The 17,030-nt window shown below is 70.7% G+C and carries 11 protein-coding genes; 3 read left to right on the top strand and 8 right to left on the bottom strand.

The window, feature by feature from the left end:
* Nucleotides 1-33: 33 nt before the first annotated feature.
* Nucleotides 34-1,299: an Nramp family divalent metal transporter gene (locus B7K21_RS11985; RefSeq protein WP_234989306.1), complete on the bottom strand. Its 1,266-nt coding sequence runs from the start codon at nt 1,297-1,299 to the stop codon at nt 34-36.
* Nucleotides 1,300-1,468: 169 nt separating this feature from the next.
* Between B7K21_RS11985 and B7K21_RS11980 the strand changes: the two genes are divergently transcribed.
* A complete protein-coding gene (locus B7K21_RS11980) occupies nt 1,469-3,613 on the top strand; it encodes a RecQ family ATP-dependent DNA helicase (RefSeq protein WP_200806315.1) in 2,145 nt (714 codons plus the stop codon).
* A 21-nt stretch (nt 3,614-3,634) separates the two neighbouring features.
* Here the strand turns inward: B7K21_RS11980 and hisD are convergent, their stop codons facing one another.
* The 3 genes from hisD to dnaE form a co-directional block, all read right to left on the bottom strand.
* Complete coding sequence (gene hisD / locus B7K21_RS11975) at nt 3,635-4,957, bottom strand: histidinol dehydrogenase (RefSeq protein WP_084075903.1); 1,323 nt, start codon at nt 4,955-4,957, stop codon at nt 3,635-3,637.
* Nucleotides 4,958-5,051: 94 nt separating this feature from the next.
* Nucleotides 5,052-5,435, bottom strand: a complete 384-nt coding sequence (locus tag B7K21_RS11970; protein ID WP_084075901.1) for a DUF4260 domain-containing protein — start codon at nt 5,433-5,435, stop codon at nt 5,052-5,054.
* Nucleotides 5,436-5,480: 45 nt separating this feature from the next.
* Nucleotides 5,481-9,020: a DNA polymerase III subunit alpha gene (gene dnaE / locus B7K21_RS11965; protein ID WP_084075898.1), complete on the bottom strand. Its 3,540-nt coding sequence runs from the start codon at nt 9,018-9,020 to the stop codon at nt 5,481-5,483.
* Between the two features lie 80 nt (nt 9,021-9,100).
* Here dnaE and hrpA point away from each other — a divergent pair, with 80 nt between their 5' ends.
* Both hrpA and B7K21_RS11955 read left to right on the top strand, forming a co-directional pair.
* The gene (gene hrpA, locus B7K21_RS11960) at nt 9,101-13,441 is read left to right on the top strand and encodes an ATP-dependent RNA helicase HrpA (RefSeq protein ID WP_084075895.1); all 4,341 of its coding nucleotides are present in this window, start codon (nt 9,101-9,103) and stop codon (nt 13,439-13,441) included.
* A 33-nt stretch (nt 13,442-13,474) separates the two neighbouring features.
* Nucleotides 13,475-14,422: an alpha/beta hydrolase gene (locus tag B7K21_RS11955; protein ID WP_084075892.1), complete on the top strand. Its 948-nt coding sequence runs from the start codon at nt 13,475-13,477 to the stop codon at nt 14,420-14,422.
* Between the two features lie 116 nt (nt 14,423-14,538).
* On the opposite strand, the gene B7K21_RS11950 is transcribed toward B7K21_RS11955, so the two are convergent.
* Genes B7K21_RS11950 through B7K21_RS11935 form a run of 4 tightly spaced genes read right to left on the bottom strand, consistent with a single transcriptional unit; the run spans nt 14,539 to nt 16,924 of the window.
* A complete protein-coding gene (locus B7K21_RS11950) occupies nt 14,539-15,048 on the bottom strand; it encodes a GNAT family N-acetyltransferase (protein WP_084075889.1) in 510 nt (169 codons plus the stop codon).
* A gap of 1 nt (nt 15,049) precedes the next feature.
* Nucleotides 15,050-15,967, bottom strand: a complete 918-nt coding sequence (locus tag B7K21_RS11945) for an RluA family pseudouridine synthase (RefSeq protein WP_084075886.1) — start codon at nt 15,965-15,967, stop codon at nt 15,050-15,052.
* Nucleotides 15,960-16,475 carry a signal peptidase II gene (lspA, locus tag B7K21_RS11940; RefSeq protein WP_200806314.1) on the bottom strand — a complete coding sequence of 172 codons (516 nt, stop codon included), beginning with the start codon at nt 16,473-16,475 and terminating at the stop codon, nt 15,960-15,962. The genes B7K21_RS11945 and lspA overlap by 8 nt, the downstream gene beginning before the upstream one ends.
* Nucleotides 16,472-16,924 carry a TraR/DksA family transcriptional regulator gene (locus B7K21_RS11935; protein WP_084075883.1) on the bottom strand — a complete coding sequence of 151 codons (453 nt, stop codon included), beginning with the start codon at nt 16,922-16,924 and terminating at the stop codon, nt 16,472-16,474. Before B7K21_RS11935 ends, lspA begins: the two co-directional genes overlap by 4 nt.
* Between the last annotated feature and the right edge of the window lie 106 nt (nt 16,925-17,030).

Raw genomic sequence — 17,030 nt, 5'->3', positions numbered from 1 at the left:
CCCGGCCCGCGCGTCGGGCGGGCGCTGATGGGGCTAGACCTGTCCGGTGAAGGTGAGGACCAGCAGCACGGCGTTGAGCGCCACGATGAGTGCCACGATGACCCACGCCGCGACCTTGACGCCGACGCGCGAGACGTGCACGCCCATCAGCTGCACGTCCGAGGTCAGCCGGACCAGCGGCACCAGGGCGAACGGGATGCCGACGCTCAGCACCACCTGCGAGATCACGAGCGCCCAGGTGGGGCTGACGCCGCTCGCGAGGACGATCAGCGCGGGGACGAGGGTGATGGAGCGGCGCACGAACAGCGGGATGCGGCGGTGGATCAGGCCGCTCATGATCGACGCTCCCGCGTAGCAGCCCACCGACGTCGAGGCGAGGCCCGACGCGAGCAGACCCACCGCGAACAGGGCTGCGATGATCGGGCCCAGCGCGCCCTCGATCGCGAGGTACGCGCCCTCGATGGAGTCCGTGCCGGCCACCCCCCGCAGCGCTCCCGCGGCGAGCATGAGCATGCCGATGTTGACCGAGCCCGCGATGATCAGGCTCAGCACGACGTCCCACTTGGTGGCGTGCAGCAGCTCCTTGAGCCGACCGTGGGCATGGCCCGAGCCGTGGCGGTCGCGCGACAGCGAGCTGTGAAGGTAGATGACGTGCGGCATGACAGTCGCGCCCAGCATCGAGGCTGCGAGCAGCACCGTCGGCGCGCCGTCGAACCGCGGCACGAGCCCCTCCGCCGCCTCGCCCCATTGCGTGTCCGTGAAGAACAGGCCCACGAGGAACCCGATCGCGATGATCGCGAGCAGCGCCATGATCACGAACTCGAAGGGGCGTTGGCCGCGGCTCGACTGCACGCGCAGCAGGGCCAGGGACACCAGGCCGACGATGAGCCCGCCGAGCACGAGCGGGATGTCGAACAGCAGGTTCAGCGCGATCGCGCCGCCGATCACCTCGGCGATGTCCGTCGCGGCCGCCACGACCTCGGCCTGAAGCCAGTACGCAATGCGGGACCGCTTGCCGAGCCGCGTGCCGAGCAGCTCCGGAAGGCTGCTTCCCGTGACGAGCCCCAGCTTCGCCGAGGTGTACTGGATGAAGACGGCCATCGCGTTCGAGGCGACGAGCACCCACACCAGCAGATAGCCGTACTCGGCGCCGGCGGTCAGGTTGGCCGCGACGTTGCCGGGGTCCACGTACGCGATGGCAGCGACGAACGCGGGCCCCAGGAGCGTGACGATCCGCCGGATGGGCCCGCGCTGGCGCGCGGGCGCCGTGCTTCTCGGCTGGGTCACGGTGCTGGCCACGGGGATGCCTTCCGTTGGGGACGGGACGATCACGACGCTAAGAACCATCAAGTTCGAGGGGTCGAACTTTCGATGGACGCCCAGACTATACGCATCAGCGGGCGGCGTCGCGCGACATGCCCGGAGAGCCCGCGGCGCGATGTCACCGGCCACGCCTAGGCTCGTCCGCATGCTCGACTCGACCGCCCTCAGACCCGCCGCCGAGTCGGCGCTGCGCACCCTCGTCGGACGCGACGACGCCACGCTGCGCGACGACCAGTGGACCGCGATCGAGGCGCTCGTCTCGTGCCAGGCACGCGCGCTCGTGGTGCAGCGCACCGGCTGGGGCAAGTCCGCCGTGTACTTCGTCGCCACCCGGCTGCTGCGGGACGCGGGCGCCGGACCCACCGTGATCGTCTCGCCGCTGCTCGCCCTCATGCGCGACCAGATCGCCGCAGCCGCGCGCGCCGGAGTGCGCGCCGTCACCGTCAACTCGTCCAACGTGACCGAGTGGGACGATATCCATGCAGCGATCGCGGCCGGCGAAGTCGACGTGCTGCTGTGCTCCCCCGAACGCCTCAACAACCCCCAGTTCCGCGACGAGGTGCTCCCGCGGCTCGCGGCCGACGCCGGGCTCGTCGTGATTGACGAGGCTCACTGCATCTCCGACTGGGGTCACGACTTCCGGCCCGACTACCGCCGCATCCGCACGCTGCTCGCAGACCTGCCCTCGGGCATCCCTGTGCTCGCGACGACCGCCACCGCGAATGCGCGCGTGACGGCGGACGTGGCCGAGCAGTTGGGCGTCACGCACGGCGACCTCGCTGCGGAGGTGCTGGTGCTGCGCGGGGAGCTGGATCGCGAGTCCCTTCACCTCGCCGTCCTCGACCTGCCCGATCCCGCCGCGCGCGTAGCGTGGCTCGCGCAGTCGCTCGGCGCGCTCGAGGGCTCTGGCATCGTCTACTGCCTCACCGTCTCCGCCGCCGAGGAGGTCGCCTCCCAACTGCGCGCCACCGGACTCGAGGTAGGCGCCTACACGGGCCGCACCGACACCGCCGAGCGCGAACGGCTCGAGCAGGACCTCAAGGACAACCGCGTCAAGGCGCTCGTCGCGACCTCGGCGCTCGGCATGGGCTTCGACAAGCCGGACCTCTCGTTCGTCGTGCACCTCGGCGCGCCCTCCTCCCCCATCGCGTACTACCAGCAGGTGGGCCGCGCCGGCCGAGGCGTCGACCGCGCCGTGGTCGCGCTGCTGCCGGGACGCGAGGACCGCGCGATCTGGGAATGGTTCGGCTCGCAGGCGTTCCCGCCGGAGGACACGGTGCGCGCCACGCTCGCCGCCCTCGACAGCGACAGGCCCACGAGCGTCCCCGCGCTCGAGACCACAGTGGACCTGAGCCGCGGACGGCTCGAGGCGATGCTCAAGGTGCTCGACGTCGACGGCGTGGTGCGCCGCGTCCAGGGCGGATGGGTCGCCACCGGCGAGCCGTGGAGCTACGACGCGGAACGGTACGCACGCGTCGCCGCTGCCCGGCGCACCGAGGAACAGACGATGCTCGAGTACCAGCGCACGGACGGGTGCCGCATGGCCTTCCTGCGCCGCACGCTCGACGATCCCGCGCTCGAGGACGGCTGGACGTGCGGACGCTGCGACTTGTGCGGCGGCGTGACGCTCCCGGCTCCCCCGACGTCCGAGGCGATCGCGTCCGCGCAGCAGGGCCTGGACCGCGTGGGAGTCGAGGTGCTGCCCCGCCGCCAGTGGCCCTCCGGCATGGCCACGCTCGGCCTCGACCTTCGCGGGCGCATCGAGGCCGAGGAGCAGGCAGCGACCGGGCGCGCGATCGCACGCCTCGACGGCCTCGGATGGTCAGGCGCGCTGCGCGACCTCTTCGCGGCGCGGAACGACGAGGGCGCGCCGCTCGACGCCGAGCTGCCGGTCCCCCTGCGGCACGCCGCGACGCGAGTGCTCGACGAATGGGGTGTGCGAGACGGCCTGGACGGTGTGGTCGGCATCGCGTCGATCACTCGCCCCACGATGACCGGGCACCTCGCCTCGGGCCTCGCGCGGTACCTGGGCGCACCCGAGCTCGGACGAGTCTCGCCGCGCGCGGGCCACGAGGAACCCACGCGGCACGACGTGAACTCCGCGCAGCGACTCGCCGCCGTGACGCGTCGGCTGCGCCTCGAGACCGCGCCCAGCGCCACGCTCGCAGGCGCGCGCATCCTGCTGGTCGACGACTCGACGGACTCGGGCTGGACGCTCGCGGTCGCATCGCGACTCCTGCGACAGGCGGGCGCCGCCGAAGTGCTCCCGTTCGTGCTCGGCGTGCGCTGAGAGTGGACCGCCGCGTCAGCGTCAGTCGCGGTGCAGGCGTGCGGCGATCGCCTCGCCGTGCGCAGGCAGGTCCTCGGCGTTCGCGAGCGCGATGACCTTGTCCCCCACCTCGGCCAGCGCATCGGCGCTGTACTCGATGACCGAGACGGCTTTGAGGAAGCTCGTCACACCCAGCCCTGAGGAGAACCGCGCGGTGCCGCCCGTGGGCAGCACGTGGTTCGAGCCCGCAAGATAGTCGCCGAGCGGCACGGGGCTGTACGCGCCGACGAAGATCGCACCGGCGTTGCGGATGCGCGCGGCCACGGCAGCCGCGTCGCGCGCGTGAATCTCCAGGTGCTCCGCGCCGTATGCGTCCGCCACCAGCACCGACTGGTCCAGGCTGTGCGTCAGGATGATCGCGCTCTGCACGCCACCCAGGGCCTCCTTGGCGCGCACGTCGTGCTTGGTGGAGCCGACGATGTCCGTCAGGTGCTGCGCGACCTGGTCGGCCAGGTCCTGACAGTCCGTGATGAGCACGGATCCCGCCATCGGGTCATGCTCCGCCTGGCTGAGCAGGTCGTACGCGACGAACCGCGCATCGGCGCTGTCGTCCGCGAGGACCGCGATCTCGGTGGGGCCAGCCTCCGAGTCGATGCCGACCGTCCCGTTGACCGCGCGCTTCGCCGCAGCCACGTACACGTTGCCAGGACCGGTGATGACGTCCACGGGCTCGCACAGCACTCCGCCATCCGCCGCAGCCGCGCCGTACGCGAGCATGCCGATCGCCTGAGCGCCGCCCACCGCGTACACCTCGTGGACGCCCAGCAGCGCGCACGCCGCGAGGATCGTCGGGTGCACGGCGCCGCCGAACGCGCGCTGCGGCGGGCTCGTGACTGCGATCGACTCGACGCCTGCGGCCTGGGCGGCGACGACGTTCATCACGACCGAGCTCGGATACACCGCGAGGCCGCCCGGCACATAGAGCCCCACGCGTCCCACGGGGATCCACCTCTGCGACACGGTCGCGCCGGGCGCGAGCTCGACGCTCACCGGCGGCGGCACGGTCGCCTCGTGATAGCGCCGCACGCGGTCGATGGCGACTTCGAGTCCCTCGCGCACGGCGGGGTCGAGCCCGAGCAGGGCCTCCTCGATCTGTGCGCTCGGGACCCGCAGCTGCTCGGGAGCGCCGCCATCGAAGCGGTCCCCATACTCGCGCAGGGCCGCCTCGCCGCGCTCCTTCACGTCCGCGAGGATCGGTTCCACAATCCTGAGGGCTGCGGCGACGTCCACCTCGGCCCGCGGCACGACGTCAAGCAGCTCGCGGGCGGTCAGGTCGCGGTCGCGCAGATCGATACGGCTGAGCATGGGCCCAGCCTAATGTCGGCGGCGCCCGTCCCGAGCCTGCCCCCACGAGCACGGGTACACGAGCGCCGCGCGACTCGACGATCAGCGCACGCAGCTAGCCCGACGTCCTCCCGATCCATCCCAGGTGCGTGTGCTGGAAGCTGTCGTCGTGCTTGAGCCCATACCCGAGCGCGCGGTCGATGCCCACGTGGAAGAACCACGCGCATGCGATCAGAACCAGCACGCGCCACGCGCCTCCGCTTCCCCATGCCGCATCGGCGAAGGCCACCACAAGCACGAGCGGCGGCGCCCAGTACGAGTGCACGAGGTTGTAGAAGAACGCGCCGATGCGCGTACCGGCGAGGTAGCCGAGCGCGCTCAGGTCGAACACGAGGAACAGCGCGAGCGGCCACCACCATCCGCTCAGCATCGCGGCCGCAAACAGCGCAACTGCAGCGAGCACGCCGCCCTCAAGTCTTTGCCAATGCTCAGGAGTCATGAAGCGACCGTACAGTCCGCCATGGCGCGCCGCGAAGAGTCAGCGTCAGGCGAGGCAGCCCGGGCCGAGCGCGGCCTTGAGGTCGCCGTACAGCGCGCTCGAGCGCGAGACCCGGTACTGGTCCGCGACCGCCACGGTGATCGGCTCGCCCGAGCCTGTGAGCACGAGCTTGACCTCGATGCCGCCGGGGTGCGACGTGAGGATCGACTTGACCTCCTCGACCACGGGCGGCGTCGCGCGGTGCGCGGGCAGCGTGATGACCAGGGGTGAGGTGTCCTGCACCTGAAGATTCGGCACGCGCAGCTCCGTCGCGGAGAACTGCACTCCGCCGTCGCCGCGTTCGCGGGCGCGCACCTTGATGGCGAGCACCGCGTCGTCCGCGAGGTCCCGCGCGTAGGTCTCGTACGTCTTGCCGAAGAACGAGATCTCGGTGTCGCCCGTCAGGTCCTCGAGCGTGACGATTGCGTACGCGTTGCCAGACTTGGCGATGCGTCGGTCCACGCGCGTCACGAGCCCGGCGAGGGTGATCTGAGAGCCGTCCTCGACCCCGTTGGCCGGTGTGGCGGTCAGCACCTGGTGCGTCGCCTCGGAGCGCAGCACGTTCTCAAGGCCCGAGAGCGGGTGGTCGGAGACGTACAGCCCGAGCATGTCGCGCTCGAGGTTGAGCAGGGTCTTCTTGTCCCACTCGTCGAGGGTCGGCACTGTCACAGTGACGCCGCCGCCGAGCTCCTCGTCCATGCCGAACAGGTCGAACTGCCCGGTCGCCTCCTGGCGCTTGACGCCCACAATGGAGTCGATCGCCTGCTCGTGGATCGTGTTGAGCGAGCGGCGCGTGTGCCCGAGCGAGTCGAACGCGCCAGCCTTGATGAGCGAGTCGATCGTGCGCTTGTTGCACACCGACGCGGGCACCTTCTCGAGGAAGTCGGAGAACGACGTGTACGCGCCCTTCTCCTCACGCGCCTTCACGATCTCGGCGACCACGTTCGCGCCGACGTTGCGGACCGCTGCCATGCCGAAGCGGATGTCGGTGCCGACGGCGGAGAAGTTCGCCTTGGACTCGTTGACATCCGGGGTGAGCACGCTGATGCCCATGCGGCGGCACTCGGCGAGGTAGAGGGCCGACTTCTCCTTGTCGGCGCCGACCGAGGTGAGCAGCGCGGCCATGTACTCGGTCGGGTAGTGCGCCTTGAGGTACGCGGTCCAGAAGGAGAGCACGCCGTATGCGGCGGTGTGCGCCTTGTTGAAGGCGTAGTCGGCGAACGGCAGCAGCGTGTCCCACAGCGCCTTGATGGCGGCGTCCGAGTAGCCGTTGTCCTTCATCCCGGCCTCGAAGTTCCCGAACTCCTTGTCGAGAATCTCCTTCTTCTTCTTGCCCATCGCGCGACGCAGCAGGTCCGCCGCGCCCAGCGTGTAGCCGGCGACGATCTGCGCGATGCGCTGCACCTGCTCCTGATAGACGATCAGGCCGTAGGTGATGCCCAGCACCTCGCGCAGCGGCTCGTCGAGCTCGGGGTGGATGGGGGCGATCTGCTGGCGCCCGTTCTTGCGCTCCGCGTAGTTCGTGTGGGAGTTCATGCCCATGGGGCCCGGTCGGTACAGCGCGAGCACCGCGGAGATGTCCTCGAACGAGTCGGGCTTCATCTGGCGCAGCAGCGAGCGCATGGCGGTGCCGTCGAGCTGGAAGACGCCGAGCGTGTCGCCGCTCTGGAGCAGCTTGAACGTGCCCTCGTCCTCGAGCGGCAGGTCCTCGAGGACCAGCGGGTCCTTGCCGTTGTCGACGATGTTGTCGAGCGCGTCGTCGAGGATCGTGAGGTTGCGCAGGCCGAGGAAGTCCATCTTGACCAGGCCGAGCGTCTCGCACGTCGGGTAGTCGAACTGCGTGATGATCGCGCCGTCCTGCTCGCGCCGCATGATCGGGATGATGTCGATCAGCGGGTCCGACGACATGATGACGCCTGCCGCGTGCACGCCCCACTGGCGCTTCAGGTTCTCGAGGCCCTGCGCGAGCTCCATGACCTCCTTCGCCTCGGGGTCGGCCTCGAGCAGCGCGCGGAAGTCGGCGCCCTCGTGATAGCGCGGGTGCTCGGCGTCGTACACCGCGCCGAGCGGCATGTCCTTGCCCATGATCGCGTCCGGGTAGGCCTTGGTGAGCTGCTCGCCCACCGCGAAGGGCTTGCCGAGTACGCGCGCGCCGTCCTTGAGCGCCTGCTTGGCCTTGATGGTGCCGTACGTGACGATCATGGACACCTTGTCCTCGCCGTACTTGTCCGTCACGTAGCGGATGACCTCGGAGCGCCGGCGCTCGTCGAAGTCCACATCGAAGTCGGGCTTGGACTCGCGTTCCGGGTTGAGGAAGCGCTCGAAGTACAGCTGGTGGACCAGCGGGTCGAGGTCCGTGATCTTCATCGCATACGCGGCCATCGAACCCGCACCCGAGCCTCGGCCGGGGCCGACGCGGATGCCGTTGTCCTTGGCCCACTGGATGAAGTCGGCGACGACGAGGAAGTAGCCGGGGTAGCCCTTGCCCGCGATGACTTCGATCTCGAAGTTCGCGCGCTCCTGCACCTCCGCCGGGATCGTCTCGCCGTAGCGCTCGTGCAGGCCCTTCTGGACCTCCTTCACGAACCACGAGTGCTCGTCCTCGCCTGCGGGCACGTCGTAGACCGGCATGTAGTCGGCCTTGGTGTTGAACTCGACCTCGCAGCGCTCGGCGATCGCGAGGGTGTTCGTGAGCGCCTCGGGGTGAGTGTCGCCCCAGATGCGCCACATCTCCTCGGCCGACTTCACGTAGTAGCCGTCACCCGAGAACGCGAAGCGCTTGCCGCCCTGGTCGTACGTGGGCTCGTTGAGGTTGGAGCCCGACTGGATGCACAGCAGCGCCTCGTGCGCCTTGGAGTCCTCGCGCTTCGTGTAGTGGAGGTCGTTCGTGGCCACGAGAGGCGCGCCGATCGCCTTGGAGATGCGCACCAGGTCGTCGTACACGCGCGTCTCGATGCTCAGCCCGTGGTCCATGAGCTCGACGAAGTAGTTGTCCTTGCCGAAGATGTCCTGGAACTCGCCGGCGGCGCGCAGCGCCTCGTCGTACTGGCCCAGCCTCAGCCTGGTCTGCACCTCGCCCGACGGGCAGCCCGTGGTCGCGATGATGCCCTTCGAGAAGCGCTGCAGCAGGTCGCGGTCCATGCGCGCCTTGAAGAAGTGCCCCTCGAGGCTCGCGTACGAGGCGAGGCGGAACAGGTTGTGCATGCCCGCCGTGTTCTCGGCCCACATGGTCGCGTGCGTGTACGCGCCGCCCGACGAGACGTCGTCCTGCTCCTGGCCGCGCTCGCCCCAGCGCACACGCGAGCGGTCCTGGCGCGCCGTTCCAGGCGTGAGGTACGCCTCGATGCCGATGATCGGCTTGACGCCTGCGGCCTGCGCCTTCGACCAGAACTCGTACGCGCCGAACATGTAGCCGTGGTCGGTGATCGCGACCGCGCTCTGGCCCAGGCTCTTGACCTCCGTCATGAGGTCGCCGATCCGTGCCGCGCCGTCGAGCATCGAATACTCGGTGTGGACGTGGAGATGAGCGAAGTCCCGAGCCGGCATGACGACGATTCTAGGACCCGCCACCGACACTCGAGCCCGACGCGCGGGTCCGGTCCGGCGTACGCGCACGACTTGGGACAATGGTCGGCGTGAGTGACGCCGACACCCCTGAGCACGCGCGCCGCGAGACGCCCGACGCAGGGGCCGGGTCGGGCGCGAGAGGGCGCCGCCAACGTCGGCGCGGCGGAGCCTCGGGACGCGGCGGGCGCCGCTCCTCGCAGGACGCCACGAGGGTCAGCACGCAGGCGCTCGAAGCGGCCGCCCGCGAGCGCGCCGCCGTCGTCGTCCCGCCCATCGCCTACCCGGAGGAGCTGCCGGTCAGCGCGCGCCGCGAGGACATCGCCGCGGCCATCCGAGACCACCAGGTCGTCATTGTCGCGGGCGAGACCGGCTCGGGCAAGACGACGCAGCTGCCCAAGATCTGCCTCGAGCTGGGACGCGGGCGCGCGGGACAGATCGGCCACACGCAGCCGCGCCGCATCGCCGCGCGCTCGGTGGCCGAACGCATCGCCGAGGAGATCGGCGAGCCCCTCGGCGGAGTGGTCGGCTACCAGGTGCGATTCACCGACGAGTCGTCGAGTCGCACGCTCGTCAAGGTCATGACGGACGGCATTCTGCTCGCGCAGATCCAGCGCGATCCCGAGCTGCGGGCCTACGACACGCTCATCATCGACGAGGCGCACGAGCGCAGCCTCAACATCGACTTCCTGCTCGGATACCTCACGAACCTGCTCCCCCGCCGCCCCGACCTCAAGGTCATCATCACGTCGGCGACGATCGACTCGCAGCGCTTCGCACGCCACTTCGCGAAGGGCGGGCCGCTGCCGTACGTGCCGCCGGAGGATGACCCGGCCGACGCGTCGGGCACGTCCCGCGCCAGTGAGACGCCCGACGCGCGCCTCGCCCCGGTCGTGGAGGTCACCGGTCGCACGTACCCGGTCGAGATCCTGTACCGCCCCCTGGAAGGCGAGACCAAGGGCCAGGAGAAGGACCTGGTGACGGGCCTCGTCGACGCGTGCGACGAGCTCATGAGGTGGGGCGAGGGCGACATCCTCGTGTTCCTCAGCGGCGAGCGGGAGATCCGCGACGCCGCCGATGCGCTCGAGGGCCACTACGGCGATCGCGTCCGCAACCCGCGGCATCCGCGCCGCATCGAGGTGCTGCCGCTCTACAGCAGGCTGAGCGCAGCCGAGCAGCACCGCGTGTTCGAGCGTCACACTGCGCGCCGCATCGTGCTCGCCACCAACGTCGCCGAGACGTCGCTGACCGTGCCTGGCATCCACTATGTCGTGGACCCGGGCACCGCGCGCATCTCGCGGTACTCCAAGGCCACCAAGGTGCAACGCCTGCCGATCGAGCCGATCTCGCAGGCGAGCGCCAACCAGCGCTCGGGCCGTGCGGGACGCCTCGCCGACGGCATCGCGATCCGCCTGTACAGCCAGGACGACTTCGAGGGCCGCCCGCGCTTCACCGAGCCCGAGATCCTCCGCACGTCGCTGGCGGCAGTGCTGCTGCAGATGATCTCGGTCGGCGTGGTCGCCTCAGCGGAGGACATGGCGTCGTTCCCGTTCGTCGAGCCGCCTGACACGCGCGCGATCAGGGATGGCATGAACCTGCTCGCCGAGCTGGGCGCGATCGAGCAGCGCGACGGCGCCACGAGGCTCACCCGCATCGGACGTTCGCTCGCGCGCCTGCCCATGGACCCCCGCCAGGCCCGCATGATCGTCGAGGCCGCGCAGCACGGCGTCGCGCACGAGGTCGCGGTGATCGCGGCCGCGATGTCCATCCAGGACCCGCGCGAGCGGCCGGCCGAGATCCGCGAGACCGCCGACGCCTTCCACCGCCGCTTCGCCGACCCTTCCTCGGACCTACTCGCGTATCTCAACCTGTGGGAGCACGTGCGCGCACGCCGCCGGGACCTGTCCGGCAACGCGTTCCGGCGCGAGCTCAAGGCCGAGCACCTGCACTACCTGCGAGTGCGCGAGTGGCAGGACGTGGTGCAGCAGATCCGCGAGGCCGCCAAGGGCATCGGCATCACGATGTCCGCGGGCAAACCGAAGCGAGTGACCCCCGAGGGCGACGAGAAGGCCACGGGCGCGCTGCGCCACGCGTGGGACGAGGAGGCGATCCACCGCTCGGTGCTCGCGGGCCTGCTGTCGCAGATCGGCATGCAGGAGACCATCGACGTCAAGGCCTCGGACTTCGCACACCTCACCGGCGACAAGCGCCAGGCGGCGATCAGGAAGGCCCGCAAGCGCGCCTCGAACGAGTACCTGGGCTCGCGCGGCGTGCGCTTCGCGATCAACCCCGGCTCGGCGCTCGCGAAGAAGCCGCCGGAGTTCGTCATGGCCGGCGAGCTCGTCGAGACCAGCCGGCTGTGGGCGCGCGACGTCGCGGCGATCAAGCCCGAGTGGGCCGAGGAGCTCGCGGGCGACCTCGCCAAGCGCACGCACTCCGACCCGCACTGGTCCACCAAGCGCGGCGCGGCGATGGCGCACGAGAAGGTGCTGCTGTACGGCGTGCCGATCGTGTCAGACCGCACGGTCCTCTGGGGTCGCATCCGGCCGGACGAGGCGCGCGAGATGTTCATCCGACACGCGCTCGTGCAGGGCGAATGGACCTCGCACCACCAGTTCTGGAAGGCCAACCAGCGACTCCTCGCCGAGCTCGCCGACGTCGAGGCGCGCTCGCGCACGCGCGGCCTCATCGCGGACGACGAGACGCTGTTCGACTTCTACGACGAGCGCCTGCCGGCCACGATCGTGAGCGCCGCGCACTTCGACCGCTGGTGGAAGGGCGCGAGGCGCGACACCCCTGAGCTGCTGACTCTGCGCCGCGAGGACCTGCTGCCGCCCGAGGCGGACGTGGACCCGGACGCGTTCCCCGACGCGTGGCCACAGGGCGAGTTGACGCTGCCCCTGCAATACGCGTTCGAGCCCGGCGCCGCGCACGACGGCGTCACAGTCCGCATCCCGCTCGCGCTGCTGCCGCGCGTCGTCCCCGACGGCTTCGACTGGCTCGTGCCGGGACTGCTGGATGAACTCGCGACCGAGACGATCCGCGCGCTTCCCAAGCCCGTCCGGCGGCTCCTGGTCCCTGCCCCTGACACCGCACGTGACGTGGTTGCGTGGCTGACGCGCGAGACACCAGCCTGGGCAGACATGGCGCGCGCCGGCGACATGGCGGAGTCGTTCCGCGCCGCGTTCACCCGCGCCGTCACCGCAGTCAAGGGAGTGGACATCCCCGAGGATGCCTGGGAGGACGTCGAGGCACGCCTCCCCTCGCACCTCAGGATCACCTTCGAGGCCGTCGAGGACGGACGCGCCGTGTCGTCGTCGACGAGTCTGATCGCGCTCCAGCGCGAGCTCGCGTCCCGCACCTCTGCGGCGGTACGCGACGCCGTGGCGGCCCCGCGCCCGTCCGGGCGACGCAGGGCCAAGGCGCCCGACGCGTCGGGCGGGCGAGGTGCGCCGGTCCCGCAGGCGATGCCCACCACCGCCGTGCCCACCAGCCTCCCGGAGCAGGAGGGGCTCACCGCGTGGCCCGGACTCCCCGGCGGAGCCATTCCCGACCATGTCGAGGGGGTCGTGGGCGGCGTCTCCGTGCGCGGCTATCCGTCGCTCGTCGCCGAGAAGGGGCCGCGCGCGTCGCTGCGGATCCTGCCCGACGCCGACGCCAGGGACGCCGCGCACCCCGCCGGAGTGCGGCGCCTGCTCGTCGCCGACGTGGGACTGGCGACCAAGCGCGTCACCACGCGGTGGACGTCGGCGCAGTCGCTGCTGCTCGCCTCCGCCCCGTACCGCAGCACCGATGCGCTCGTGGACGACCTGCAGCTCGCCGCCGTGACCGCACTCACCACCCCCGGCTCCCCCAGCGGTCTCGACGCCGCCGCGATCCGCGACGCCGACGCATACGCCGCTGCGCGCGCGACGCTCAGGGACCTCCTGGAGGACGAGGTGCACGCCGTCGTCACGCGCGTGCTGCCGGTGCTCGAAGCCGCGCGAGACCTGGACGCCGCCGTGCGCAACTCCACGTCGATGGCGCTGCTGAACGTGCTCTCCGACGTACGCGCCCAGGCCGGAGACATCGTCGCGCCAGGCTTCATCGGCACCACGCCGTCCGCGCGACTGCGCCACCTCGCGCGGTACCTGCGCGCCGCCCTCGTGCGACTTGAGAAGGCACCCACGCAGATGGCGCGCGATGCCGAGAACGCGTGGAAGGTGCGCCAGGTCCTCGACGAGTACGAGACAGTCCGCGCCGCGGTCGACGCCGGCCGCCCCGATCCGGCACGCCGCGCCGCGCTCGACGACGCGAGGTGGATGATCGAGGAGTACCGCGTGTCGCTGTTCGCACAATCGCTCGGCACCGACGGACCCGTCAGCGACAAGCGCATCCGCAAGGCGCTGGCCGACGTAGGCTGACGGCAGTCGACACGCCGCACGAACAGGAGCACCATGGCCCGCACCTCCGCCTGGATCTCGTGGGCGGCACGCGCCGTCGCGGGTCTCGCGCTCGCCGTCGTGGCGTGGGCGCTCCTCACCGCGTGGGGCGGCGTATGGCACTCGCATCCGGCCTACGCGGTGCTGCTCCTGCTGACCGTGCTCGGCGCGCTCGCAGCGCTCACCGTCTCAATCCTGCGCAGCCGCCCCGGCACCGCCCGACGCGCGCCCACCTGGCTACGCATCGTCGGGATCGTGCTCGGCGCGGCCTGGGTCATCGCGATCGCATGGCTGCGTCCGTTCAGCGCGATCGAGCCCGCGCTCACCGCGATGGAGTCCGACGCTGAGGTCACCGCCACCGAGACCGCCACGACAATCGTGCTCGAGCCCGCCGACGCGTCGGGCATGTCCGCGCTCGCCTTCCAGCCGGGCGCCCGCGTGGACCCGCGCGCCTACGCGGCCGTGCTGCGACCGCTCGCCGAGGCCGGGCACCCCGTGGTGATCGTGAAGCAGCCGCTCGGCATCGGCTTCCTCGCGCTCGACGGTCTCGACGTCGCCCGCTCCACGGGCGTCGACGCGGACGTGTGGGCGCTCGGCGGGCACTCGCTGGGCGGGACAGTGGCCGCGCTCGAGGCGCTCGCCGAGGGCGTCGACGACGATCTTCGCGGACTGGTCCTCTTCGCCTCGTACCCCGCAGGCGATATGAAAGACTTCGCCGGCGAGGTCACGTCGATCTCGGGCTCGCAGGACGGACTCTCTACTCCCGCGAAGATCGAGGCATCGCGCGCGGACCTGCCCGCGACCGCCTCATTCGTCGTAGTCGAGGGCGCGAGCCACGCCCAGTTCGGCGACTACGGCCCGCAGCCAGGAGACGGCGTCGGCACTCTCAGCGACGATGAGGCGCGCGACCAGATCGCCGCGGCGGCACTGGAGTTCATGGACTTCCTGACCCCGCTACCTTGACCTGCTCTCCCGCCCTGCCCCACCGACAGAGCGAACCAACTCGGAAGCGACACCCCGGCCCCGACCGCCGCGTCGGGCGGTGGATCGGCGAGTCGCCGGGAGATTGGTTCGGACTGTCAAGGGGTGTGGGGTGCGCGGACGATCTTGAACGCGTCGTGGTGCCCGATGCCCTCGTCGAGGTATCCCTCGCCGAACGTCTCGTAACCCAGGCGGGCGTAGAAAGGCATCGCCTGATCCTGCGCGCTGAGCTCGACGCGCACCGCACCCTCCTCACCGAAGCGCGCGAGAGCCTCGGCCTCGAGGAACGCCATCAGCGCGGTGCCGGCACCCGCGCCGCGCCCCTCGATTCCCACGGCCACGCGCCCGATGTGCGGCACGTCCGGACTCATCGCCCCCAGGCCGGCGCCCGCGCCATGCGCGGTGTCGGTGCCGGGCGCGACCAGGCGCCCCACGCCCAGCAACGCGCCCGTGTCCGCGTAGCACAGAGCGTGCAGCGTGCGCGGGTCGTCGTCGATGTCGTCGCGCTCAGAGTCCGGGTCCACGCCCTGCTCGTCGACGAACACCGCGATGCGCAGCGCGAGCGCCTCCTCGAACTGCTGCTCGGTGACGACGGGGACCACGTGCATGTCAGCCTCTCAGGGTCTCCAATGCGCTGGCGAGATCGTCGGGGTACTCCGAGCGCACCCTCACCTCGCCGCCGCGCGTCGGATGCTCGAACGCGAGCTCCTGAGCGTGAAGCCACTGGCGGCTCAGCCCGAGCCGCTGTGCAAGGACCGGGTCCGCACCGTACGTGAGGTCGCCCGCGAGGGGATGCTTCATCGCGGCCATGTGCACGCGGATCTGATGCGTGCGCCCCGTCTCCAGGTGGATCTCGAGCAAGGACGCCGCCGGGAACATCTCGAGGACCTCATAGTGAGTCACCGAGGGCTTGCCGCCCTCGACGACCGCGAACTTCCAGTCGGAGTGCGGGTGCCTGCCGATCGGGGCGTCGATGGTGCCCTCGGTGGGGTCCAGGTGGCCCTGCGCGACAGCGTGATAGATCTTCTCGACCGTGCGCTCCTTGAACGCACGCTTGAGCGCGGAGTACGCGGGGACCGACTTCGCGACCGCCATCAGCCCCGAGGTGCCGACGTCCAGGCGGTGCACGATGCCCTGGCGCTCCGGCGGCCCGGCCTCGGCGAGCCTCACACCGGCCGACGCGAGTCCTCCCACAACCGTGGGACCGGTCCAGCCTGGCGAGGGGTGGGCGGCGACGCCCACGGGCTTGTCGACGACCACGAGGTCCTCGTCCTCGTGCACGATCTTGAGGCCCCCGGGGATCTCAGGCTCCGGGCCCGGCTCGCGCTCGTCCGGGATATCGACGGCGAGGATGCCGTCGCTCAGGCGATCGGACTTGCCGAGCACGCGACCGTCGAGCACCGCGGCGCCGGACTCAAGGAGGTCGGCGGCCTTGGTGCGCGACAGGCCCAGCATTCGCGCGAGGCCCGCGTCAGCGCGCTCCCCCACAACCGCGTCGGGCACCGGCAGGTAGCGCGTCTCAGGCACTCTCGGACGGCTCCTCGGCCACGGCCTCCGGGGCGGGATCCGGCTTCAGCAGCGACCCTCGGGTCATCGCGTAGAGCACTCCCCAGGCTGCGGCGCCCACGATCGCGATGTCCGCCACATTGCCCACGAAGAAGTCGGCGTAGTTGATCATGTCCACCACGTGCCCCTCGCCGAACGAGGGCTGGCGGAAGAGGCGGTCGATCAGGTTCCCGATCGCGCCACCCAGGCCGAGCGCGAAGATCAGCAGGGGGATCCTGCCGTTCGCGCGCCGCGCGTACCAGGCGATGCCGGCGGTCAGCACGAGGGCGACGATCGTCAGAATCCACGTGCGCTCGTCACCGACCGAGAACGCGGCCCCCGAGTTGAAGACGAGCTGGATCGACAGCAGATCGCCGATGACCGGAACGCGCTCGCCCTCCTCGAGGGCGGACAGCGTCCACTGCTTGGTCGCCTGGTCAGCGACCACCACTCCGGCGGCGACCAGCCAGAAGGCCGGCCGCAGCGTCAACGACGCTCCTCGCGCTGCTTGCAGGTCACGCACAGGGTCGCGCGCGGGAACGCCTGCAGGCGTGCCTTGCCGACCGCTCCTCCGCACGACTGGCAGGTGCCGAACGTGCCGGCCTTGACACGGCGCAGCGCGTCGACGCTCGCCTGCAGCATCTCGCGGGTGTTGTTGACGATCGACATCTCCTGCTCGCGCTCGAGCGCAGTCGAGCCCGCGTCTGCCTGGTCGTCTCCCGCGCCCTCCGAGGTGTGGAGCAGATCGTCGAGCTCGTGCTCGTTCTCGCTCAGCTCCTCGAGCAGGCGCGCCACATCAGCGGTGAGCGTCTTCACGATGTCGCGCACCTCGGCGACCTTCCAGGCCTCCTCGTTGTCGCGCACCGGCATGGTCTTCACGTCCGACGCCTTGACGTCGGCCGGGTCGACCTCGATCAGCGTCACGTCCGTGCTCGTCATGGCACACCTCTTCTCGGTAGTGACGCGAGACTAGTCCGTATTCGCATCTGCGGCAAAGTGCGACGCGCGGGCTCAGCCGAGGGCGTACAGCGCGCGACGAGCCCAC

This window comes from Demequina sp. NBRC 110052 (assembly GCF_002090075.1).
GTDB lineage: Bacteria > Actinomycetota > Actinomycetes > Actinomycetales > Demequinaceae > Demequina.
This window is presented reverse-complemented; position numbering and strand designations above follow the sequence as displayed.